This window comes from Rhizomicrobium sp., assembly GCA_037200385.1.
Classification (GTDB): domain Bacteria; phylum Pseudomonadota; class Alphaproteobacteria; order Micropepsales; family Micropepsaceae; genus Rhizomicrobium.
In genome coordinates, this window is record JBBCGL010000001.1 from 4,809,112 (window position 1) to 4,831,684 (window position 22,573).

17 protein-coding genes are annotated in these 22,573 nt (G+C 63.7%); 14 read left to right on the plus strand and 3 right to left on the minus strand.

The features are described from left to right. The first annotated feature begins 24 nt into the window (after positions 1 to 24). The 10 genes from WDM91_23065 (at position 25) to WDM91_23110 (ending at position 9,601) form a co-directional block, all read left to right on the plus strand. Positions 25 to 333: a barstar family protein gene (locus WDM91_23065; GenBank protein MEI9997494.1), complete on the plus strand. Its 309-nt coding sequence runs from the start codon at positions 25 to 27 to the stop codon at positions 331 to 333. After that, positions 317 to 811 carry a hypothetical protein gene (locus WDM91_23070; protein MEI9997495.1) on the plus strand — a complete coding sequence of 165 codons (495 nt, stop codon included), beginning with the start codon at positions 317 to 319 and terminating at the stop codon, positions 809 to 811. Before WDM91_23065 ends, WDM91_23070 begins: the two co-directional genes overlap by 17 nt. 64 nt (positions 812 to 875) lie before the next feature. Beyond that, on the plus strand, positions 876 to 1,121 hold the full coding sequence (locus WDM91_23075; GenBank protein MEI9997496.1) for a hypothetical protein: 246 nt from the start codon (positions 876 to 878) through the stop codon (positions 1,119 to 1,121). 1 nt (position 1,122) lies between these two features. Continuing rightward, complete coding sequence (locus WDM91_23080) at positions 1,123 to 1,650, plus strand: hypothetical protein (GenBank protein MEI9997497.1); 528 nt, start codon at positions 1,123 to 1,125, stop codon at positions 1,648 to 1,650. Between the two features lie 11 nt (positions 1,651 to 1,661). Further along, positions 1,662 to 2,120, plus strand: coding sequence for a hypothetical protein (locus WDM91_23085; protein ID MEI9997498.1), 459 nt, complete (start codon positions 1,662 to 1,664; stop codon positions 2,118 to 2,120). A gap of 313 nt (positions 2,121 to 2,433) precedes the next feature. Then, on the plus strand, positions 2,434 to 2,742 hold the full coding sequence (locus WDM91_23090; protein ID MEI9997499.1) for a hypothetical protein: 309 nt from the start codon (positions 2,434 to 2,436) through the stop codon (positions 2,740 to 2,742). A gap of 80 nt (positions 2,743 to 2,822) precedes the next feature. Continuing rightward, positions 2,823 to 4,613, plus strand: coding sequence for an RHS repeat-associated core domain-containing protein (locus tag WDM91_23095; protein ID MEI9997500.1), 1,791 nt, complete (start codon positions 2,823 to 2,825; stop codon positions 4,611 to 4,613). Positions 4,614 to 4,948: 335 nt separating this feature from the next. Next, on the plus strand, positions 4,949 to 5,677 hold the full coding sequence (locus WDM91_23100; protein MEI9997501.1) for a hypothetical protein: 729 nt from the start codon (positions 4,949 to 4,951) through the stop codon (positions 5,675 to 5,677). Positions 5,678 to 6,335: 658 nt separating this feature from the next. Further along, on the plus strand, positions 6,336 to 7,661 hold the full coding sequence (locus tag WDM91_23105; protein ID MEI9997502.1) for an MFS transporter: 1,326 nt from the start codon (positions 6,336 to 6,338) through the stop codon (positions 7,659 to 7,661). Next, positions 7,658 to 9,601 carry an asparagine synthase-related protein gene (locus WDM91_23110; GenBank protein MEI9997503.1) on the plus strand — a complete coding sequence of 648 codons (1,944 nt, stop codon included), beginning with the start codon at positions 7,658 to 7,660 and terminating at the stop codon, positions 9,599 to 9,601. Before WDM91_23105 ends, WDM91_23110 begins: the two co-directional genes overlap by 4 nt. Positions 9,602 to 9,803: 202 nt before the next feature. Here WDM91_23110 and WDM91_23115 read toward each other — a convergent pair whose 3' ends face one another. Then, positions 9,804 to 12,419 carry an alpha/beta fold hydrolase gene (locus WDM91_23115; protein MEI9997504.1) on the minus strand — a complete coding sequence of 872 codons (2,616 nt, stop codon included), beginning with the start codon at positions 12,417 to 12,419 and terminating at the stop codon, positions 9,804 to 9,806. Positions 12,420 to 12,696: 277 nt separating this feature from the next. Between WDM91_23115 and WDM91_23120 the strand changes: the two genes are divergently transcribed. Further along, positions 12,697 to 14,751, plus strand: a complete 2,055-nt coding sequence (locus WDM91_23120) for a TonB-dependent receptor (protein MEI9997505.1) — start codon at positions 12,697 to 12,699, stop codon at positions 14,749 to 14,751. Positions 14,752 to 15,151: 400 nt separating this feature from the next. Here WDM91_23120 and WDM91_23125 read toward each other — a convergent pair whose 3' ends face one another. Next, complete coding sequence (locus tag WDM91_23125) at positions 15,152 to 16,495, minus strand: ATP-binding protein (GenBank protein ID MEI9997506.1); 1,344 nt, start codon at positions 16,493 to 16,495, stop codon at positions 15,152 to 15,154. After that, positions 16,485 to 17,867: a sigma-54 dependent transcriptional regulator gene (locus WDM91_23130; protein MEI9997507.1), complete on the minus strand. Its 1,383-nt coding sequence runs from the start codon at positions 17,865 to 17,867 to the stop codon at positions 16,485 to 16,487. The genes WDM91_23125 and WDM91_23130 overlap by 11 nt, the downstream gene beginning before the upstream one ends. Positions 17,868 to 18,109: 242 nt before the next feature. Here WDM91_23130 and WDM91_23135 point away from each other — a divergent pair, with 242 nt between their 5' ends. From WDM91_23135 to WDM91_23145, 3 genes are read left to right on the plus strand one after another with little or no spacing between them, the layout of a single operon-like run. After that, entirely contained in the window at positions 18,110 to 19,393 is a 1,284-nt protein-coding gene (locus tag WDM91_23135) for an HlyD family efflux transporter periplasmic adaptor subunit (GenBank protein MEI9997508.1), read from the plus strand. Continuing rightward, positions 19,390 to 20,076: an ABC transporter ATP-binding protein gene (locus tag WDM91_23140; GenBank protein ID MEI9997509.1), complete on the plus strand. Its 687-nt coding sequence runs from the start codon at positions 19,390 to 19,392 to the stop codon at positions 20,074 to 20,076. Before WDM91_23135 ends, WDM91_23140 begins: the two co-directional genes overlap by 4 nt. A gap of 11 nt (positions 20,077 to 20,087) precedes the next feature. Beyond that, complete coding sequence (locus tag WDM91_23145; GenBank protein ID MEI9997510.1) at positions 20,088 to 22,511, plus strand: ABC transporter permease; 2,424 nt, start codon at positions 20,088 to 20,090, stop codon at positions 22,509 to 22,511. Positions 22,512 to 22,573 lie beyond the last annotated feature (62 nt).

The window sequence follows — 22,573 nt, forward strand, 5'->3', positions numbered from 1 at the left end:
GTCGATGTCGTTAAAGAGAAATCTATGCAGGTAATTGAACTGGACGGGGCAAATTGGGCGGCAGCGACGGACTTTTACGATGCGCTTCTTGCTGCGCTCGGTGCACCGAGATGGCACGGCCAGAGCGTTGATGCGCTGATCGACTCCATGATTTACGGTGGAGTTAATGCAATAGAGCCGCCCTACATTGTTAGGGTGAAGGGTATCGGCAAGGTGCCTACTGAGGTGCAGACGGAAGTCGAATTGGCGAGTAAATACCTCGCGCAAGCACGCCAGGATTATCGCGCTTCACGCGGCCAGGATATCGAAGTGCAGCTTGAAATCGATGGGTGATTGTATCGCGAGACACGCCGCAACGCTGTTCAGAAAGGCTCCGATCTTCGCGGCGATAGCGCTGATTTTTATCGCCGCTGCACGCGCTGGAGCTACAAGTGCATCGGCTCAGCCCGACTTCGCACCAGGGCAAGAGTGGTCGATCAAATCGGCATCTCCGACGAAGGCGAAGGTCGTGATCGGGCGCATTGAATCGTGGAAGGACAAGGTCGTTGTCCATGTATCGATCATTGATATACCGATTCCACAGGGCATACCTGGAGCAGGCGGGATAACGAGCATAGATCACGTACCGCTCGAAAGATCAGCACTCGCGGCATCGGTGGATCAGCTTCTGAATACGGACACAGAGCCTGCTAGTGGCTTTGAGGGCGGCTACGAACAATGGCGATCTGACGTTAAAGCGGACGTCTTCACGATCAGTGTCGCGCAGGTGATCGAGCTTATGTTCGAAGCCGTCAACCGACGCCGTGCATAGCTGTTCGGTGTGTTTGTCGATACGAATCCAACCTCTAAATCGCATTGAGTTCAACGCGGCATCGATGCTTCGAGCGTATCGCTTTTATGCGGTCGGCAGGTTGATTGCGGCGCAAGATCGACGCGTCCGCGCGCGAGATTTTTGGGCGTTCGCCTACATATCGCAGGCTCCGGGAGCTGGAACCGATATGTTCGCCGGTGCGACCAACCGATATGTCGTCTATTCTACGAGCACGACCATCAATCTTGGCGTGCTCACGGTCGATGTTCGAACGGTGACCAACATGTTCCCGCGCGCTGGTGGATTTTGATATGAGCAGCGGCAGCTTCCAAATCTCTTACAAAATATCGAGCTTGGGTGCGCTCGACGGCAAGGACGCTCGCCAGTTGCCCATGATGGACATCACGAACTACTCGCTTCAAGGAGAGATGGAGATCGCAGCCGATGACGGCAAAATCGTGCTCGTTGAAGTGCCTTTGTTGGAGGTCTTTCATGCGATCAGACAGACTTTGAAAATTGTGCCGATCTTCACGCGGTCAGCACCCTATCAGCAGATGTTCCGCGAGGCGCGGACGGTCTTCACGGTCGAAAGCGATCTAATTTTGATCGAGCACAAAGAGATTCCTCAGTTGCGGCAGCGCAGCGGATCGGCGCGCGTGAGCGGGAGCTATGTCGGTTTTTGCACGTCATTCGGAGCGTCGGCGAAGAACTTTGTGCGTGAGCTGGAGAAGGTTGCACCGAGTCTGTTCAGTGACGAAAAGACCACGGCGCAGTTCGGCGATCTCTTCGTCGGGGCGAAGATCAAAGACATCGATCCCAGTGTCTACTCCGTGATCTAAGAGGAGTGACGATGGTGGTTGTCCAACGAATTGCGTTCTCATTTTTGGCGGTCACGGCGTTGATTGTCGCCCTCACCGTGCGTGCTGAGACCGCCAGCGCACCGATTCCAGACTTCGCGCCAGGCCAAGAGTGGTCGATAAAATCGGCTTCGCCGACGACGGCGAAGGTCATCATCGGCCGCGTGGAGCCGTGGCGAGACAGAGTCTCCGTCAACGTCTCGATAGTGGATATACCGATCCCGCAAGGTAATCCCGGTGCGGGCGGCGTGACACAGATCGCGCACATTCCGTTCGACAAAACTGCGCTCGCGGCGTCGGTGGACCGGCTTATTGCAACGGGTGTGTCGCCAGCTCCGAGCTTCGAGAGCGGCTACAAACAATGGCAGGATGCGAAGGGTGGCATCTTCACGATCAGCGTCGAGAAGGCCATCGAACTCATGTTCCAGACGATCAATCGACGGCAGGGCTGACAGGTATCGACGCTGCTTTTGCACGTCGGCCGACACGAATCCCGCTCTGAATCTGCGCATCGGTCGCGTGATTTTTGCTCCATCAACGCATCTGAAACATCGTCACCGCTGTGTTCTGACGGCTGATTTGGATCAAATGCAAGGACGTGGCGTAACGCCTTCTGTTGTCGAGGATGCCATTTTAAATGGGGATGAGGCTGATACTTATAACAATCGATTGATGTATACTAGGTCAGAAAACGGGATTACGGTGATTACAGAGCAAGACGGTACGGTGGTGACCGTCATAACTACGCCGCGAAAGCCGTAGAGCATGACAAGCGGAAAGAACAAATATCAATCCCGCGAGATTCGCTCGGCCTTGAACAACCTTCTTCTGCGCTACTGGGACCCCATCGGAGTGCGTGACATAGTGGGAGCCGAGGACGAGTATCGGGCCTATGCTGCCAAGGTTTATGTCATGATGGGCGAGCCGAATTTTTCCAGAGATGACTTGGTCAAATACCTTTATCAGACCGCCACCGGACATATGGGCCTAGCTGCAACGCCCGATCTTATGCAGCGGAGCATTGAAGCCGCCGACCGAATTTTTGAAACCAAAGGTCAGTTGCTTCTTCATTGACGCACGCTTGAGGAGCGGCGTTCGACTACGCTTACGACACGCTGGGCAACCTGACCTCCCGCTCGGACACCGGCCAGGCCGTGTTCGAGAAGTTCTGCTACGACGCGCTGAACCGGCTCACCGCCTCGGCCACGGCGGCGAGCACGCCGGCCGCCTGCACCGCCGCGGGCGCCGGCATCGTGAGCAAATCGGTGTCCTATGACGCGGTGGGCAACATCACCGCCAAGTCGGATGTCGGGACCTATGCCTACCCCACGCCCGGCCCCGGCTCGGTGCGGCCGCATGCGGTGTCGGCGATCGCCGGCACGGTCAACGGCGTGGCCAATCCGAGCTATAGCTACGATGCCAACGGCAACCTGACCGGCGGCGCGGGGCGCAGCATCGCCTACAGCAGCTTCAACCGGACCCGTTCCATCGCGCAGGGCGGCACGGCGGACTGCCTCGCCTATGACACTGAGCACAACCGGCTGCGGATGGACAGCTACGCGGCCGCGGCCTGCAGCGGGACGCCGAGCGCCAGCACGACTTACCTGAACGACCCGGTCTCCGGCATGGGGAGCGAGAAGGTCGTCGCCGGCGCCGTCACCACCTGGCACGACTATCTGACCGTCGACGGCGCGCTGGTGGGCGAGCGCTCCTGCTCCGGTGCCGCGCCGTGCAGCAGCGGGGCGAGCTGGCTCTACTTCGTGAGCGACCACCTGGGCTCCATCGCGGTGATCACCGATGGTTCCGGCGCGGTGGCCCAGCGGCTGAGCTACGACGCCTGGGGCCGGCGGCGCAACGCCGACGGCAGCGACAATCCGGGCTGCACGATCACCGCGGTCACCAGCCGCGGCTATACCGGGCACGAGATGTTGGACAGCGTCTGCCAGGTCAACGCCAATGCGCGGCTCTACGACCCCACCATCGCCCGCTTCCTGAGCCCCGACGGGATCGTGCCGAACCCGTTCGGCAGCCAGTCGCTCAACCGCTACGCCTATGTCGAGAACGGCCCCCTCAGCGCCACCGATCCTTCGGGGAACGGCGAGATCGTCATCGTCAGGCCACCGCCGATCGTCAGCGATGACGACGGGGGACCCCTCCAACACGGGCCGCCCATACCTGACAGCGGCCACGGCAGCATGGCCAGTGGTGGAATGATCGGAACGCTCGCATATCTTTACGATCGCTATCGTCAGCGCGAGCTCGCGGCTCAAACCGCCCAATGGCTGCATGCCAGCATGATCAACGCCAGCGACGAAGACGCGGCGCACCAGGCCGCCAATCAGGTCAAGGCCCTCATCCAGGCCCTCAACGGCATGGATGCACAGGTCTACGACACATCCCCAGGCGCAGGGATCGGAGGAAACTCGCAGGGCGAGAACACCGAGGCGGCGGCATACACCAATAGTAGCGACATGGAAGAAACATACCAGCAGTACAATGCCCACATCAGAGCTGCTGGAATCGATCCAAATTCGACTTCCGTGCCCCCCTCACAAAAGCAGGCAATCGACGCGATAACCGCTAGCGAAGGTTTCACCAATGCCGCGAACTCAATCTATAGTCAGAGCGTTGCTGTTGGCCGTGAGACGGGTGGTATACAGGTTTACCGGGAATCGGATGGATCGATACAAATCGAGCCATATGAGGGGACGCCTGCTGTTTGCAGCGCAGCAGCGGTGTCTTGCATGAATGCACCCAATCCAGACCCGTCCAAGGGCACTCTGTTGTTCGAGTGGCATCCCCATCCAATTGGACAACCCGGCTCCGATTTGCCTTCCGAAGCCAATCTCAACCGGTCACTGAGATACAATGTGCCCGGTGTCATATGGTCGATGGATGGGTCAACCCACAATCAGATTGATTACCTGGCGCACCCACTGCAATAGTACATCCAATTTGGTGGATCGAATTATGTATTTGGCTCCGCGACTATTATTTTTGGCATTGAGTTTATGTTTGTGTAGTTGCGTCTCTACAGTCCAGACAAGCGGAAGATTTTGTTCGTTCAGTTACGATCAAGGCGTAATCGACAAGCTCGTGGTCCCCGAGCTAAAGAAAGCCTATGGCGAGCGCTACACAATGTATGAAGTAGGAAAGCCAGGAATTTTGGAGAAAGCGGATACCGTTCAGCTAATCTTTGGGCAAGGCCGTATCGATGTATTAGACACCCCATTGTTTATTATTGTAGTTGATCGTTGTGCGTCGAAGGTTTTGAAGGCTTATGAAACTTCTCCTTTCCCGAGCGATGCTCCTAGGCGCACTCCTTAAACTTGTCGGCGAATTTAATCTGCCGGCAGCGGGGCCGGTGCAGGCTGCCCGGCTTCAGCAACCGCCTTGGATTTTGTCACCCAGTTCTTTGACCACTGGCAGAAACTGCATTGCGCAGGGAAATGTCAGCTATCGAAGCCGCGCATCACATCTCGTCCGAAATTGGATATTGATGGTAGGCGCCTATCGGCTTTCTTGGGTCCTCACCGTGCTGATATTGGGTGCAGCACAAACGTTTGCGGACGCGCAGTTCGGTACACTTTTGCCAGGAACTCCGCCGGGCCCAGAAGTAGCGCATTGGGTGCGCCTCCGGGTTATCGGAAACACTATCCAACCCGCTAGGCCGATTATCTGGATATCGCCACGGGCGTTCAGCAGAAGAGGACCGGATCAACTGACGGTTCTGACGCCGAAGGAGTACAACGTATTTCTTGGATTTGCCCATTCCTACCGTTGCTCGCAGAATGTTCCTAACAGCATCAAACCAGAGACACTTCTCGTCACGGGATATGAAGCCGGGGTGAGGCGCGTCATGTGCGTATTGCCGCGCGACGGGGCGTGTGCATTTCTCTCCGGCATGCAGACCGAGCCCCATATCTATTGGTCGAATCCAAAGCGTAAGCCGATACACAATTTAGCCGTCAGCATCGGGTGCGAACGTTCCATTGACGAATACAAGTGACTGTAGGGGTACGCCAACGGCAACCTGACCGGCGGCGCGGGGCGCAGCATCGCCTACAGCAGCTTCAACCGGACGCGCTCCATCGCGCAGGGCGGCACGGCGGACTGTCTCGCCTATGATTCCGAGCACAACCGGCTGCGGATGGACAGCTACGCCGCCGCGGCCTGCAGCGGGACGCCGAGCGCCAGCACGACTTACCTGAACGACCCGGTCTCCGGCATGGGGAGCGAGAAGGTCGTCGCGGGCGCCGTCACCACCTGGCACGACTACCTGAGCGTCGACGGCGCGCCGGTGGGCGAGCGCTCCTCCAGCGGTGCCGCGCCGTGCAGCAGCGGGGCGAGCTGGATCTACTTCGTGAGTGATCACCTGGGCTCCGTGCCAATGCGCGGCTCTACGACCCGACCATCGCCCGCTTCCTCAGCCCCGACGGCATCGTGCCGAACCCGTTCGGCAGCCAGTCGCTCAACCGCTATGCCTATGTCGAGAACGGCCCCCTCAGCGCCACCGATCCTTCGGGGACGGGCGGCCCGGACGTCACGGCGCAGATGTCCGGTGTCCGAAGCGCAGGTGGAGCCGTGCCGTTGCCGCGATCGCTAGACATTTCATCGCCGAATGCAACATGTTAGCCGGCGGCAACAGGCGGATGGGACGGCGGACGATGGCAGACACCCCGATGATCGCGGACCCGGCCGCCCCCTCCGTCGCCGCGATTATCGACGCCAAGCCGTTCGGCGCGTTTCAGCTCGGGATCGTCGTCCTATGCTTCCTGGCGCTGATGGTCGACGGCTTCGACAACCAGGCCTCCGCCTTCGCCGCGCCCGCGCTCACGGGCCTGTGGCACGTCGCGCGCGCCTCGCTCGGCCCGGTGTTCGCGGCGAGCGCGTTCGGCACCCTGGTCGGAAGCCTGCTCATCGGGCCGCTGGGCGACCTTGTCGGTCGCAAGACCCTCGTCGTCCTTTGCCTGCTCATGGCCGCTTCCCTCATGCTGCTGACGGCCTGGGTGCACAATATCGGCGAGCTCGTCGCCGTTCGCTTCGCCACGGGTCTTCCGCTGGGCGCGCTCATGCCGACGACGCTGGTGATCGCCAACGAATGGTCGCCGGTGCGCAACCGCGCCGCGATGGTCACCATCATGGCCAGCGGATTTGCCCTCGGCGCGGTGCTCGGCGGCCTTTTGTCGTCGCTGGTTCTGGCGCGCTGGGGGTGGGCGTCGATCTTCGAGGCCGGCGCCGCCGCGACCCTGCTGATCGCGGGTGCGATCGCGCTGTGGCTGCCGGAGTCGCTGCGCTACCTGGCCTCGCGGCCGCAGAGCGCGGTCCGGCGCGACGCGATCCTGCGCAAATTCGATCCTTCGGCGGTGCGGATCGGCGAGGCCGACAAGGCGAGCGGCACCAATCTCGTCCTCGGGCTCTTCACGGAACGGCGCGCGGTCCTGACGCTGCTGCTGTGGCTGGCGTTCTTCTTCAATCTGCTGGTGCTCAACTTCATGACGTTCTGGCTGCCCAGCCTGCTGGCCGGCACCGGCCTCAGCCAGGCGGCCGCGATCCGCGCCAGCACGCTGTTCCAGGTCGGCGGAATCATCGGGACGGTGACGATGGGAAGCGTCGCCGATCGCGTCGGCCCGTGGCGTGTGGTGCTCGGCGGCCTGGCGCTTTCAGCGGCCACGCTGCTTCTGGTGGGCGGGCTCGCCGCGAACGCGCGGAGTGCGGCCGTTCTTGCGGCGGGGTTCGGCATCCTCGGCGTACAGCAGAGCCTCGGCGCCTTGTCGGCGACCCTTTATCCTACGCAGATTCGCGCCTCCGGCGCGAGTTGGGCGCAAGGTATCGGGCGGATCGGCTCGACCGTGGGGCCGCTGCTGGGCGGGTTCCTGATCGGCAGGCATTTGCCGACCGCGATGCTCTTCGGTGCGATGGCCGTATTTCCAGTCCTGGGATTCACTTCTGCGTGGTTGCTGACACGCCAACTGCGCAAACACGCTGCATGAGCGCGATTTGCCTGTTGTGGCGCTGGGGCGGCGCGCGCGACGCAAGGCCCGACGCCGAGCGGATGCTGTCCTCGCTCCGGATCTACGGCACGCACCGCCAGTCGGCGTGGTCGGGCGGTCTGGTCGCGCTCGGCCATGCGCTCCATCGCGCCGTGCCGGAAGACGCGTTCGACCGCCAGCCGACGCTTGTCGCGGAGGGCACCGCGGTCGTCGCGGCCGATGCGCGGCTCGACAATCGCGACGATCTCGTCTCCAGCCTCGGCCTGTCGGCGTCGGATGCGGCCGTCCTGTCCGACGGCGGGCTGCTGGCGCGCGCCTGGGAACGCTGGGGCGACGCCTGCGTGTCGCGGCTGGCCGGCGAATTCGCCTTCGTCGTTTGGGACGCCCGCGCGCAACGCGTCTTCTGCGCCCGCGATCCGCTCGGCCGCCGGCCGCTCTTCTATCATCGCGGGCACGATTTCATCGCCGTCGCATCGATGCCGAAGGGCCTGTTCGCCCTGCCGGACATTCCGCGCGCGCTGAACGAGCGGCTGCTCGGCGCCTATCTCGCCTTCCTGCCGTCGGCGGGCGCCGACAACCCGTTCGGCGGCCTCAGCTTCTACGAAGGGATCGAGCGCCTGGCGCCAGGCACCGCCCTGACGCTGGGCCGCACCACCGCCAAGACGGCGCGCTATTGGGCACCCGAGCATGTGGCACCGGTGCGCTACGCCAAGGATGCCGATTATCTCGAGCATGCCGCCGCGCTGTTCGACCGTGCGGTCGCGTCCTGCCTGCGCACGACGGGACCGGTGGGCAGCCATCTCAGCGCCGGTCTCGACAGCTCCGCGGTCACGGTGACGGCGGCGCGCTTGCTGGCCGCGCGCGGCCAGCGCCTGACGGCATTCACGGCGGTGCCCCAGCCCGACGCACCCGCGCCCCTGGGCAAGGACCGGATCTCGGATGAAGGTCCGCTCGCCGCGCAAACCGCCGCGATGTTCGGCAATATCGATCATGTCCGCGTCGCTTATCCGCATGTCTCGTCGCTCGATCCGATCGCGCGCAATCTGATGGCGATGGACGAGCCGGTGCGCAATCCGTGCAACCAGGCCTGGGCCGACGAGATTTCGCAGCAGGCGCAGGCGCGCGGCATCCGCGTCATGCTCACGGGCGAAGCCGGCAACATCACGCTCAGCTATGACGGTCTCGAGCGGTTCGGCGCGCTGCTGATGGCGGGACGATTGCCGAGTTGGGGCGCGGAAGTGATCCGCTTCATGGCCGGCGCGCCCTGGCCGCGGCTGCGGTTGGCGCTGGCCTATTCGCTGCCGTCCGCGCTCAGGACGGATGTGATGCAGCGCTTCGGGCGGCGCACGCTCGCGCTCGAAGACCGCTCGCCGATGTCGCCGCGCTATATAGAAGAGCAGGGCCTCGACGAGAAGACCGCGCCCGCGCTCAGTGCCTGGCACCGGGCGCGCAATGGGCGCGGGCCGCGGGCGCGGATGATCGCCTATGGCGACCCGGGCACCATCAATCTCGCCACCCTTGCGCGCTTCGGGTTCGAGCTGCGCGATCCGACCGCCGACTTACGCTTCACCGAGTTCTGCCTCGGGATTCCACTGGACCAGTTCTTCCGACGCGGCGAGACCCGCCGCCTCGCCCGCCGCCTGATGCGCGGCGCCTTGCCGGACGCGGTGCTGGCGGCGCAGTTCAGAGGACTTCAAGGCGTGGGTTGGCTGCAGAACCTGCGGGACAGCCGGGCCGAAGCGCTGGGCGAGCTCGACCGGATGCGCAGCAGCAGCTTGGGCGCGCGCCTTCTCGACCTCGACGAATTGCAGCGCTTGGCCGAAACGATCCCCGAAGATGGGCCGCGAGGCATGGCGGACGTCGCGGCCTACCGGCACAAGCTCCTGCGCGGCCTCGCCGTCTCGCGCTTCATCCGTCATGTCGAAGGCGGGAATAACTAGAGTCCGTACTCGATAAACCATGTCATCCCGGCCAAGCGATGCGTCAGCATCGCGCCGGTCCGTAGCGGCAGCGTGCGGACGGACCCATCGTGTATCGCGCTCGATGGGTCCCGGCTCTCGCTACGCTCGGCCGGGATGACAAGTGTGTTTTGTTCCAGCCAAATCGACAACCGCTCGCCGACAGCTACCGACCGTCGCATCCCTACGCCGCGCGGTCGCTCAGTGCCCGGTCCGCGTCGACCAGCGCATCGACGATCCGCGTCGATGCCGGCTCCGATACGATTTCGATGTGGTTTCCCGGCAGCGCGATGATGCGAAGCGCCGAACACCACTTCGTCCAGCCCAGGTCCGGAATGTATTGCGACAGGCTGTAGGGCGCCGTGCTGACGAACAGCGTCAGCGGCATCGGCAGCGGCCCCGACAGGACATCCTTGAACGCGCGGCTGCGCGCCCGCGCGATCGCCACCCGCCGCGCGTCGAGCGAAGCGTCCTCCAATCCCACGCGCGACAGGAACGCGGAGAGCGTGTGGATCCGCGCATGCATCCCGTATGTGACCAGCCTGTTCGCAATGAACCGCGCGATGTGGTTGACCACGAAGGCGCGCCGCCCGCCGATGAGCGCGAGGCGGTCGTCAAACGGCAGACGGAGTCCGCCGGTTGCCGCCCTCCGGCTGTTGCGGGTCGCGATGGCGTCCTCCGTCGGACCGTCGATCACGGCCACGAACTCGACCGGGATTCCGCGCGCCACGAATCGCCGCGCGGCCTCGACCGCGATGCGGCAACCGAAGGAGTTGCCCATCACCCAAAGCCGCGCCGGGCGCCCGGCTGCTTCGAAGGCGCTCTCGAATTCCGCAAAAGTATGTTCGCTGTCCGCCGGGCCCAGCAGGTCCGCTCCGGCGTGGCGATAATCCATCAGCACGACGTTGAAATGCTCCCCGAGCCGGCGGGCAAAACGGGTCATCGTGAAATCCGCGCCGAAAAGCCCCGGAAACAGGATCAGCGTCGGCCGCCCGGCCGCCGTGCCGCCCACCATCGCCGCATCGCCGAGCGCGGTCAGCCGTGCCGCGAGCTCGCTCGGCCGCGTCGCCGCGTCGAGCAGGGTGTTGGGCAGATGGCGGTCGAGGCGCCGCTCGATCGCCAGCAGCAGCCGCATGCCTTGCAGGGAATTGCCGCCCGCCGCCTCGAATGGCAAATCGCGAAGATATGTGTCCGCGCCGAAGAGCTCGCTCCACGCCTGTCCGACGATGTCGGCCTTCAGGCCGGCCCGTGCGGCAGCTGCGGCCGCCGTGGCGCTGCGGACGCGCTCGCCGTCCAGGCGTTCCAGCGCGACCAAGTCGACCTTTTCCGAGGCCAGTTTGGGCAACACCTCCACCGGAACGATCTCGGCGGGGCGAAAGGCAGGCGGAAGATGTGCGGCGCACCAGGCACGGACCTCTTCGGTAGGATCGGGCCCCGCCGCGTAGACGCAATAGGCGATGGGCGCCGTCTCGGCGCCGGTTGTGCGCGCGATCACGGCCGTCTCGGCGATCGTTGGAAGTGCGCCGATGACAGCCTCGATCTCACCCAGGTTCACGGTGTTGCCGCTGACCTTTATCTGCCGGTCGCGGCGACCGATGAATTCGAGCATTCCGTCCGGCAGCCAGCGGCCGAAATCGCCCGTACGATATTCGGTCATGCCGGGGTGGCTCGCCGACGGGGCGAAGCGCGCTTTCGTCAGCGCCTCGTTGCGCCAATAGCCCGGCGAGAGTCCCGGGCTTGCGACGACGACTTCGCCCACCTCTCCGGGCGCCACGGCCGCGCCGCTTTCGGCGACCAGCATGAGATGCTGGCCCGGCAGAGCAAAGCCGACGGGCACGAGAGGGCGTTCGAGCGGCGTGTCGTGATCGATGAACCAACCCGTGTAAGGGCGCGTCTCCGTCGTTCCGACCCCGGTGGTGAAGCGGCAGGTACGGGGAAACACCTTGCGATAAATCTCCACATCGCGGGGCAGCACGCGGTCTCCACTCACCCGCAAGACCCGGATTTTGCCGGCCGCGCCGGCATTCGCTTCCGCACCGCCGAACAGCGCGCGGAACACGCTCGGGACCGCATGGAAGAAGGTGACGTTCCGGCGGTGAAGACAGCGCAGCCCCGCCGAAAGCCCGAGGCGCTTCAGATCGGCGATGGCGAGACCGGCGCCAGTCAGCAGCGGACCGAAGATGTCGCGGTTCGAACTGCTCATGGCAGGAGAGATCAGCAGCGAATGGCAATCGCCGGGGCCAAGACCGGTGAACGCGATATAATACTCCACGTCGAAGGCAAGACCGGATTCGCCGTGGCAGACGCCCTTCGGCTCGCCCGTGCTGCCCGAGGTGTAGAAAATGGCCACGATCCTGTCAGCTGCCACGGCGGCGGGCTCATACGGCGCTTGTCCCGGCGCCGGCGGCGGGATGGTGATCGGCCGGACCGACGGATCGAGCGCCTGCGCAATCCCGGCCGTCGCAGCATTGACGACCACGCCCGTCATGCCCGAGTGACTCACGATGCGCAGGTTGCGCGTCTGCGGAAAGCTGCTGTCCATCGGGACATAGGTCTTGCCCGCCAGCAGCATCGCGACGATGGCGACGATGTATTGGGTCGAGGGCGGCAGCAGGATTCCGATCGGCTCCGCGAGCCCGGCCAGGCTCTCGGCCAGCGCGCTCGCCTGTGCGATCAGCTGGTCGAAGGTAACTGCCGTCTCGCCGTCATCGACCGCAACGGCATGTGGCTGTGCCGCAGCGCGCGCCAGAATCCGCGATGCGAGCGAGTTCTTGTTCTCTGTCGGCGGGATGTCACCCAAGATCGATGTCTCGCGGCATTTCGTCTCGGAGTAGGGGCGACGGGAGGGCGTGTCAACACGCTGCGGTTTGTGAAAAGCCTCATCGCGGAGTGGTAAAGCGAGTTCCGGCCATTCGGCCTGTGGCGCGCATCCCACGGACCGCGCCGAAATCCCCGCCGGCATGATCTTTTGCGTCGCCGTGTTTGCGTGCGCCTAACGCGTCAGCGTATCGTGTCAACATAGATGGCGCGAGGGGGTCGTTCTTCGTGAATCTCTCGTAAGGAACTATTTGGGGGCCATGGCTAATTTCATCGCGGCAGCGTGCGCCGCCGCCGTCCTTACCGCGGCGGCCGCGAGCGCCGCGCATGCGGACACCGCTGCCTCGAATGGGACCGAAACCGTCGTCGTCTCGGCGACGCGCGCCCCCATACGCGCTACGGACGTTCCGGAGAGCGTCAGCGTCCTGAGTGTGGCGGACGTCCTGGCGACGCCGGTCAAATCGCTCGACGGCCTGCTCCGCCAGACGCCGTCGGTCAACCTGCCGGCGATGGCCTCCTACGAAATCTTCCCGACCTCCGACACGGTTTCGATGCGCGGCCTGGGCGGCAGCCGGGCGCTGGTGCTGCTCGACGGCGTGCCGCTCAACGATCCGTTCTTCGGCTATGTCCAGTGGAACCAGATTCCGGTGGCGGATGTGAGCCGCGTCGAGGTCGTGCGCGGCGGCGGCGCGACGCTCTGGGGCAATTACGCGATGGGCGGCGTCATCGACGTCGTCACGCGCGTCCCCGACCGCGACACGTTCAGCCTCGACGCTGCGGGCGGCGGCTACGGCACGCTGCGCGCCAATGGCTACGCGGCGCTGGCGGTGTCCGACGATCTGAGGATCGGCCTCGACGCGGGCACGCTGCGGACCGACGGCTACAACGCGACGGCGCCGGCCTCCCGCGTGCCGTTGACCGTGAACAACCGGTTCCAGGCCGGCAACGTCCAGGCGACCGCCGATTTCACCGCCGATCCGACGCTGTCGGGCCATGTCCGCGCCGCCTATCACGAGACGAGCGAGATGCTGCACCAGACGGCGAACACGGCGGGCCAGGAGAACTGGACCCTGTCCGGCGATCTGGTGAAGGATTTCGGCGCCTCGAACCTCACCGGCACGTTCTTCCATGTCTATAGCTTCCTGCGCATCGACAATGCCGGCACGCCGGCCGGCGGCGTGACCGGCGTCGACCAGTTCGTCCAGAACCGCCACTTCACGCCCGCGACGACCGATGGCGGCTCGCTCGTCTGGGCGATGCCGGGCACCGACTGGCTGAAGCTCGTATCGCTGGGCGTCGATTACCAGGGACTGCACGGCAAGGACACCGGCCTGATATTCGCCACCTCCGGCTCGGGCGCGGTGACCCGCACCGACCGCGCCCTGGGCAGCCAGCGTTTCGCCGGCGTCTTCGCGCAGGCCGAGGTCGTGCCGCTGAGCGGCCTCGATGTCCTCGGCAGCGCGCGGTACCAGTATTTCGAGAACTATGGCGGCTTCGACGGCTCGCCGGGAGGCGCGGGCGTCGTCCCGTCCACCAGCGCGTCGAGCTTCGATCCGCGCCTCTCGGTCCGCTACGACCTCACGCCGGTTCTCTCGTTGCGCGCCGCGGGATATCAGGCGTTCCACGCACCGCCGATCAACAGCCTCTACCGCTCGTTCTCGAACGGCTTCACCAGCGTCAAGAGCAACCCCAACCTCAAGCCGGAGACCCTGTCGGGCGGCGAGGCGGGCTTCGACATCAACCTGCCGGAGCTGCACGGACAGGTGACCTATTACTACAACGTGGTGAACGACCTGCTGGCCACGCGGCCGCTGACGCATGCCGAGTTGCCGCCCGGCTACACCTTCGGAACCTTCGCCATCAACGCCGGCACCGCGCATGCCCAAGGCGTGGAAGCGCAGCTCGACTGGACTCCGCTGGACGGCCTCGACGCAAGGCTCGGCTACGCCTATGCCAAGTCCATCGTCATCAAGAATCCGGCTGACCCGGCCAGCATCGGCAAGCAGCTCGGCGGCGTGCCGCGGCATGTCGGCTCGCTGGCGCTCATCTATACGGGCAGCAGCGGCTGGACCCTGGCCGGCAACATGTTCTGGCGTTCCGATTCCTGGTCCGACAACGACCACAAGCTGCCCGTCGGATCGCAGTTCGTCTTCGGCCTGAGCGCGTCCTACCCGATCAGCGAGAACGCCGAGCCTTACCTGCAGATCGAGAATCTGTTCGACGAACGGCACATCGCGAACAACGCGGGGACCTCGGCGCCGGAGCTGGAAACGCCGTTCACCGTGCTGGCCGGCATCCGTTTGAAGATGAATTGAGGCACGGCACGGTTCAGGCGCGTGTGACGACGCCTTTTGCGATGAGGTCGTCGAGAAACTTGTGCCGCTGGATATCCCAAGCCGTTTCGCGATGACCTGGTTCTCAAACCCGTTCACCGCCATCAGTACAATCCGCGTACGCCGCGCAAGACCCTCGCCAGCGCCATTCGACTGCCTACGCTGCATCGTCGCTCACGCGCTTGCCCAACCACGCGGAAGAGGCGCGACTCGGCTTTGAGCGGCTCGACAAAGTCGAGCCGGGCTCGGCGATTGTCACGGCGACGGGCACGAGCCTCAGCCCCCACATATTGCCGCAGTCGATCGGTGGAAAGCGGCTCCACGGGACACGGATGCCGGTCACCTGTCCGGCGTTCGCCCCCTCGGCGCAAGGTTGCCGCCTTCAGAGGAGCAAGCTGAACTGGGCTCCGCCCTCGGGTGTTTCGCGCAGATCGAAGGAACCGCCATGCGCTGCCGCCACCTGGCGTATCAAAGTCAGACCGATGCCGCTTCCCTCCGGCTTGGTCGTAAAAAACGGAACGAAGATCTTCTCGCGCAGACCAGGTGGAACACCCGGCCCATTGTCGGAAACGTCGATTCGAACGCGGCCGTCGGCTCCGCGGCTGGCATGAAGATCGATCCGGCCCGTCGGTCGGCAGGACACGGCATCGATCGCATTGCGGATCATGTTGATCAGCGCTTGATCGAGAAGCTCGGCGTCTGCGCGCATTTCCAGCATCTCGGGCTCCACCCGCGCCGTGAAGTCGATCCGGCGGGCGGCAAGGTCCGCGGCGAGAAGCCGTTGCAACCGTGCGAAGGTGCGCCGTACCAGCAACAGATCGGTGCGAGCCACGAGCTTTTGAGTCAGACGGCGATGACCCTGGACGAAGTGCAGCAATCCCGCGCTGCGCCTGGAGACGGTCTCCAAGGCCTCCGCCGCGTCGTGGAGAGCCGGAAGCGCCGGATGCTCTTGCGAGAGCGTTCCCCGCGCGATGTCCACCGATTCGCGCGCGGTGGCTGAAAGCGAAGAGATCGGAGTCAGCGAGTTCATGACCTCGTGTGCCATGGTTCGCATGACGGTCTGCCAGGCCGTCATTTCCTGCGCGCTCAATTCTTCGGAAATGTTCTGCAGCGAGTATATCGTCTGCTTGCTGCCCAGGATGACCAGATCCGTCATCGCTACCTTGAGATGCTGGGTCAAAGGCCCGCATTCCATGCGCAGCAGTGCGCCGCCCGAGGCATTGACGGCCGACATCCCAGCGGCAAATTCGTCGCCATGACTCGCGAAATCCGCGACGGTCGCGATCGGGCCGCCGAATAGTCTCCTTGCGGCGGGGTTGAGCAGTTGGACGCGGCCCTGCGAATTCACCGCGATCAGAGCGACCGGCGCATGCGCGAGTACCGCTTGCAGATAGCGGACGCGGCCGTCCAATTCACTGCGGCTCGACCTCAGCTGGCCGATGACCCGATTCAGCGCACGTGCCAGTTCTCCCCGCGTGCTCACGTCGTCGGAAAAGCTTTGTGTGCCGTCATCGAAGGCAACCGCGTCCAGCAGACGCACGACCTCGTCGTTGGCGCGCGTCACAAAGCGGACGAGCGCCGCCACTTCGAAGATCGCAAGCCCGAGGATGACGCCGATCGTGACGTACATGCGCGTGTTCGCGAATACCCAGAGCAGCACGGCGATCGTCAACGCGAGCGCGACGATGCGGACGCTGACCTGTACGGCAAAACGGCTATAGGCCATATTTCTCCATGCGCCTGTATAGCGAGGCCCGGGTCAGGCCGAGCGCCTGGGCCGCGCGGCTGACATTGCCGCCGCAGCCGGCCAGGGTCCGCGAAATCGCCGTGCGTTCCATGGCGTCGAGGCTCAGCGGTTCGCTGCGGCGATCGTCGCCCGCGATGCGGGAATTGCCGAGCGCGAAGTCTTCGACGGCGATCTGCTCGCGGTCGCTCAGGATAACGGCACGTTCCATGGCGTGACGCAGGGCCCGCACGTTGCCGGGCCAGTCATAGCCCGTGAGCTCGTCCAGCGTCGCGGCATCGACCCGTTTGCGCGCCACATTGTACTTCGTGCAGTAGAGATCCAGGAAATGCTCCACCAGCAGGGGAATGTCTTGTCTTCGTTGGCGCAGAGGAGGGAGCTCGATCTCGACCGTATTGATCCGATAATAGAGGTCCTGCCGGAACTTGGCCTCGTCCGCCAAGAGCGCGCGCGTTTGGTTGGTGGCGAACACAAGCCTTACGTCGATGTGCTCGGCGCGTTCGCCCCCGACGGGCACGATTTCCCGGCGCTCGAGCGCCGTCAGCAGCTTGCCTTGCAAATCCAGCGGCACATTGCCGATCTCATCCAGAAAGAGCGTGCCCCCGGTCGCCGCACGGAAGCGGCCGATGCGGTCTTCCCTGGCGCCGGTGAAGGCACCGCGCCGATGACCAAAGAGTTCGGATTCGAACAGCGCTGCCGGGATTGCGCCGAGGTCGATACGCACGAACGCCTCGGCACGGCGCTTCGATCGGCGGTGGATCTCTCTCGCGACCAGCTCTTTTCCCGTGCCGTTCTCCCCCAATATCAGCACGTTGGCCTCGGACGGCGCGGCCCGCTCTATTATGTCCATGACATGGCGTATCCCGGGCGACGTACCGAGCAGTGTGCTGTCGGTGCTGAAAGCGGATATCAGTCCCTTGTGCCAGTCGCGGATTTCCGCCGCCTCGACTCTGGTGCCGTGCAGGTTTGCCGCCGCCGTCAAGGTGGCGACCAGACGGCCGTTTTCCCACGGCTTCAGTACGAAATCCGCGGCGCCGCGCTTCATGGCGCGCACCGCAAGATCGACATCCCCATGCGCGGTTATGAGTACGACCACAGCCTGAGGATCGACGGCCAGGACTTTGGAAAGCCAATCGAGGCCTTCGGCGCCAGTATCAGCGCTGCGCGCGAAGTTCATGTCGAGCAGAAGGACGTCGAATTCGGCGCGACGGGCGGCATCGACGATTCTTGACGTGTCGCATGAGACTTCGACGGTTGCAAAGTGCCGTTTGAGCAGAAGTCGCGCGGCGACCAGCACATCCTGCTCGTCGTCGACAACCAGGATGCGCGCGGGGTTGAGGGGTGTTGGGCTCACCACGGCGTTCGAACCCGGACAGCGTTCGGACAAACTGTACGCTGGCGGACAGTCGTGACCAAGTATATTGTCAGTATCCAGCGCGAATATTGGATATCTTATGCTGGCACAAGACTTGCCAAACGTCCGACATGGCAATCATAGATGAACTGAACGCGCGGGGAAAGAAACTTGCTCTCGAATGGGGCGATCGTCTTGGTCTGCGCCATGTCGAAGCCGATGCCCGACCGCCGGAATCCGGCATGGACCGCCGCCTCAGCCGTCCGCCGGCCTGGCGAAAACTCATGCCGTATGCCGCCGTGCCCGCAGTGGTCGTGGGCATGGCCGCATGGCTGTTGATGGGGGCCGGCGGCAATGTCTATCGCGTGTCGGCCGACCAGATCACCGTGGGACGCGTGACCCGGGGGCCGTTCGAGGATTTCATTGCATTGCGCGCCGTCGTCGCGCCATACGCCACGTCCTACTTGACCGCCGACCAGGGTGGCACGGTCAAAGCGGTATTGATTGAAGACGGTGCCGTCGTGAAAGCGGGCCAGCCGCTGATCGTGCTGTCCAATTCCGCGCTGGAGCAGATGGTTGCGTCGCGCGAGGCCGAAACGGCACGGCAGATCAGCGATCTGCGGAACACCGAACTGCAGCTCGAGCAGACGCGCTTCAGATACGAAGCGGACATCCTCGACATCGAGTACCAGCTCCAGACATTGAAGGGGACTCTCGCGCGCGACAGGATCCTCAACGACGCGCATGCGATCGCGCTGGCCACCTATCTGCAGGACCAGGACAAGTATGCCTACGAGGTCAAGGTGCATGCCGCGACGACCGCCTCCCACGCCGTTCAGCAAAAGCTGCGCGAAGCGCAACGCGCTCAGCTGAAACGAACGCTGTCCGACCTCGACGCCGACATCGTCGCTTCCCGCGCGAGCCTGGCGGCGCTGACCATCCGCGCGCCCGTAGACGGACAGTTGACCGCGCTCGACGCGCAGATCGGCCAGTCGAAGCCCCAGGGTACGGTCTTGGGCCAAGTCGACTCCCTGGCGCGCTTCAAGCTCACCGCTCAGGTGGACGAATTCTATCTGGGCCAGATCGCGCGCGGCCAGGAGGCGGTGTTCGCCGTCGACGGCCGCGACTATCGGGCGAGGGTCGACAAAATCTACCCGAAGGTCGCCAACGGCACATTCAAAGCCGACCTGCTGTTCGTCGCCGGCGCGCCGGTCGGCATCCACAATGGCCAGACCATCGACCTCAAGCTGGAGCTCGGCGGCAAGACCGTGGCGACGATGCTGCCGAACGGCCCATTCTATCAGGACACGGGCGGTAATTGGGCTTTCGTCGTCGATCCCGACGGTGGATCGGCCGGACGGCGCAGCCTGCGGCTTGGCCGTCGAAATCTGGAAAATGTCGAGGTGCTCGACGGCTTGAAGCCGGGCGATCGCGTGATTGTTTCGAGCTATCAGGGATTTCAGACTGTAGATCGCGTCGAGCTTGCCGGAGCGCCTCGCGACGGTTCGGACCAGGAGGGGCGATGATCACGCTTAGGAACCTCAACAAGGTTTACCGCACGACTGAGGTGGAGACGACGGCTCTGCGCGATGTCGATCTGCATGTGCGGGCGCAGGAATTCCTCGCCGTCATGGGGCCGTCCGGATGCGGAAAGTCCACATTTCTGAATATCGTCGGCATGTTGGATACGCCGACGAGCGGCGAGTACGTGTTCGACGGCGAGCAGATCGCGCAGCGCAGCGAGTCGCAGCTCACCCAAATCAGGAAGACCGCGATAGGCTTCATATTCCAAAGCTTCAATCTGATCGACGAGCTGAACGTCTTCGAGAACGTGGAGCTCGCGCTGCTCTATCACCGCAACGTTTCTTCGGCGGAACGAAAAGCCCGCGTGAACGCGGCGCTGGAACGCGTGAAGATCGGCCATCGCGCGCGCCATATGCCCAAGCAGCTTTCCGGCGGCCAGCAGCAGCGCGTCGCCGTTGCGCGCGCCGTGGTCGCGCGACCGAAGCTGATTCTCGCCGACGAGCCGACCGGCAATCTCGACACCGCGAACGGCGAGGACGTGATGCAGCTCCTCGGCGAACTGAACGAGGCGGGCACGACCATCATCATGGTCACGCACTCGCATTCCCATGCCGAATGCGCGCATCGCATCGTCGACCTGCTGGACGGTGCAATCGTGGCGGAACGAGTCATACGAGCCGCCTGAAGGATCGCGCGATGTATCGCAACTACCTTCTCACGACGCTTCGTCACGTACTTCGAAACAAGTATTACAGCTTCATCAATTTGGCTGGACTGACCATCGGTCTTAGCTGTGCGATTTTCATTCTCCTGTTCCTGCGCGATGAACTTTCCTACGATGCCTGGCTGCCTGGGACCGACAATCTCTACCGGGTCGAGGCGTCCTTCTACTTCCCCGGCCGAGGGCTGGAGCGGGGGGCGACCGTGCCGTTTCCGATCACGCCGGCGATGCTCGCGCATATTCCAGAAGTCAGGGCGCAAACGCATCTCATTGTCGAACGCATGACGATAAAGGTCGGCGACCGCTTGTTCGCCGAATATGTCGATGTCGTCGATCCGTCGTTCTTCGGTGTGATTCGCCTGCCGCTCATTGCCTCCGACCCGTCGACGGTGTTGGCCAGGCCGGACTCGATCGTCCTCTCGCAGGCGCTTGCCGAAAAATATTTCGGCCATTCCGACGCGATCGGAAAGACGGTCGTGCTGGACGGCGCCCATCCCATGACCGTGACCGGCGTAATGCGGGATCTTCCGCACAACACGCAATTGGTCGCGGATGCCATCATTCCGAACAACTCCCATGCCGACAAATTGCCGCTCTCGGAGAAGGATGCGTGGCTGAACGTCGACGGCGAAGCCTTTGTCGATCTGCAGCCGCAGGCCGACCCGGCGATCGTGCTGCGGAAGCTCAAGCCGATCCTGGATCGCAGCATCGACACCCGCAAGGAGATGAACTTGAACTTGCCGGGCAGCGAGGCGCTGCAGATACATCTCACGCGGTTCGAAGACGCGCACCTCACCACCGACAATTACGGCGGCATGAAGGCCGCGGGAAGCTGGACGCGGATATATGGCTTTGCGACGATCGCCGCGCTGATCTTGCTGATTGCGTGCTTCAACTTCACGAATCTCGCGACCGCGCGGGCGACGACGCGGGCGCGCGAAGTGTCGCTGCGAAAGGTATTGGGCGCGGATCGACGTCAGCTGATCGTGCAGTTCCTCGGCGAATCCGTCCTGACCGCATTTGTGGCACTTATACTGGCCTTCGTCGTCGTCGAGGTTCTCACGCCTCTCTATGACGAATTCGTCGGCTTGCCGCTGGCGCTTCACTATCTGTCGGATTGGCCGCTTACGCTGCTGATCGTTGCCGTGGCCACGGCGGCGGGGCTCTTGGGGGGCATCTATCCCGCGCTCGTGCTGTCGGCCATCCGGCCTGCGGCTTCGCTGCGGATGTCCAGCGCTCTTCAGTCGGGCACCGGTTCGCTGCGCATGACGCTCGTCATTTTCCAGTTCGCGATCTCCATCGGGCTGGGAATCGCCGCTCTCGTCATCTTCACCCAACTTCGCTATGCGCGGCAGATCGACCTCGGCTTCGACCGCGACAATCTCGTTGTCGTGACGGGAGCGAACAATTTGAGTCCGTCGGCGCGAGACGACTTTGCCCGCACATTGCTGCAGAATCCGGCGATACTCGGCGTGACCCAGTCCGGACCCGTGCCGTTCGAGCATGACGTGACGATCAGCAACTTCACCGTCGCCGGATCGGAACAGAATCATTTGGCGCGAACGATCGACGCCGCACCCGATTTCCCCGAGGTTTACGGCATGAAATTGCTGGCGGGCCGAACGCTGTCCCGGAAGCGCGGTCAGGACGCGAGCACCGACGAGCAGCATCTCTTCGGATCGAACGTGGTGATAACCGCAGCCGCCGCGCGGCTCTTCGGGTTTTCTCCCCAGCAGGCGCTCGGTCGTACCATTATCCAGGACGGCGACCGCATGACGATCGTCGGCGTGTTGGACGATCTTAAGATGGACGGCGCGCGCAGCCGTCCCGGTCCGATCGTATTTTATTTCAACCCAACTCATATCCAGGCGATGTCGGTGCGCGTCAGGGGCGGCGCGGTCCCTGCGGCTTTGGCGGCGATCGACGAGGGCTGGCGCGGATTTGCGCCCGGTACCGCCATCCGGCGCCATTTTCTCGGCAGCATGTTCGATCGCCTGTTCCAGACGGATGAAAAGGAGGGCGAGATGTTCGCGCTCTTCGTCGTTGTCGCGATATTGATAGCGTGCCTGGGGCTCCTGGGTTTGGCGGCATTCACCGCCGAGCGCCGCACGAAGGAGATCGGCGTGCGCAAAGTGTTCGGAGCACGCACCGGCGACATCGTCTGGTTGCTGCTTTCGCAGTTCTCGATGCCCGTGCTCGCCGCCAATCTGCTCGCATGGCCGGTCGCCTGGTATTTCTTGACGGGTTGGCTCGAGAGCTTCGCCTATCGCATCGCGCTGACGCCGGCATACTTCCTGGCGTCAGGCGCCGTCGCGCTGGCGATCGCCTGGCTGACGGTCGCGGTCCAGGCGGTGCAGGTGGCTCGTGCCGACCCGATCCTGGCCTTGCGCCACGAATAGCATCTCGCTCGCGTGTCGGCGCAGTGTCATCCGGTGGCGGCTACTGCCGTCGGGCAGTTCTT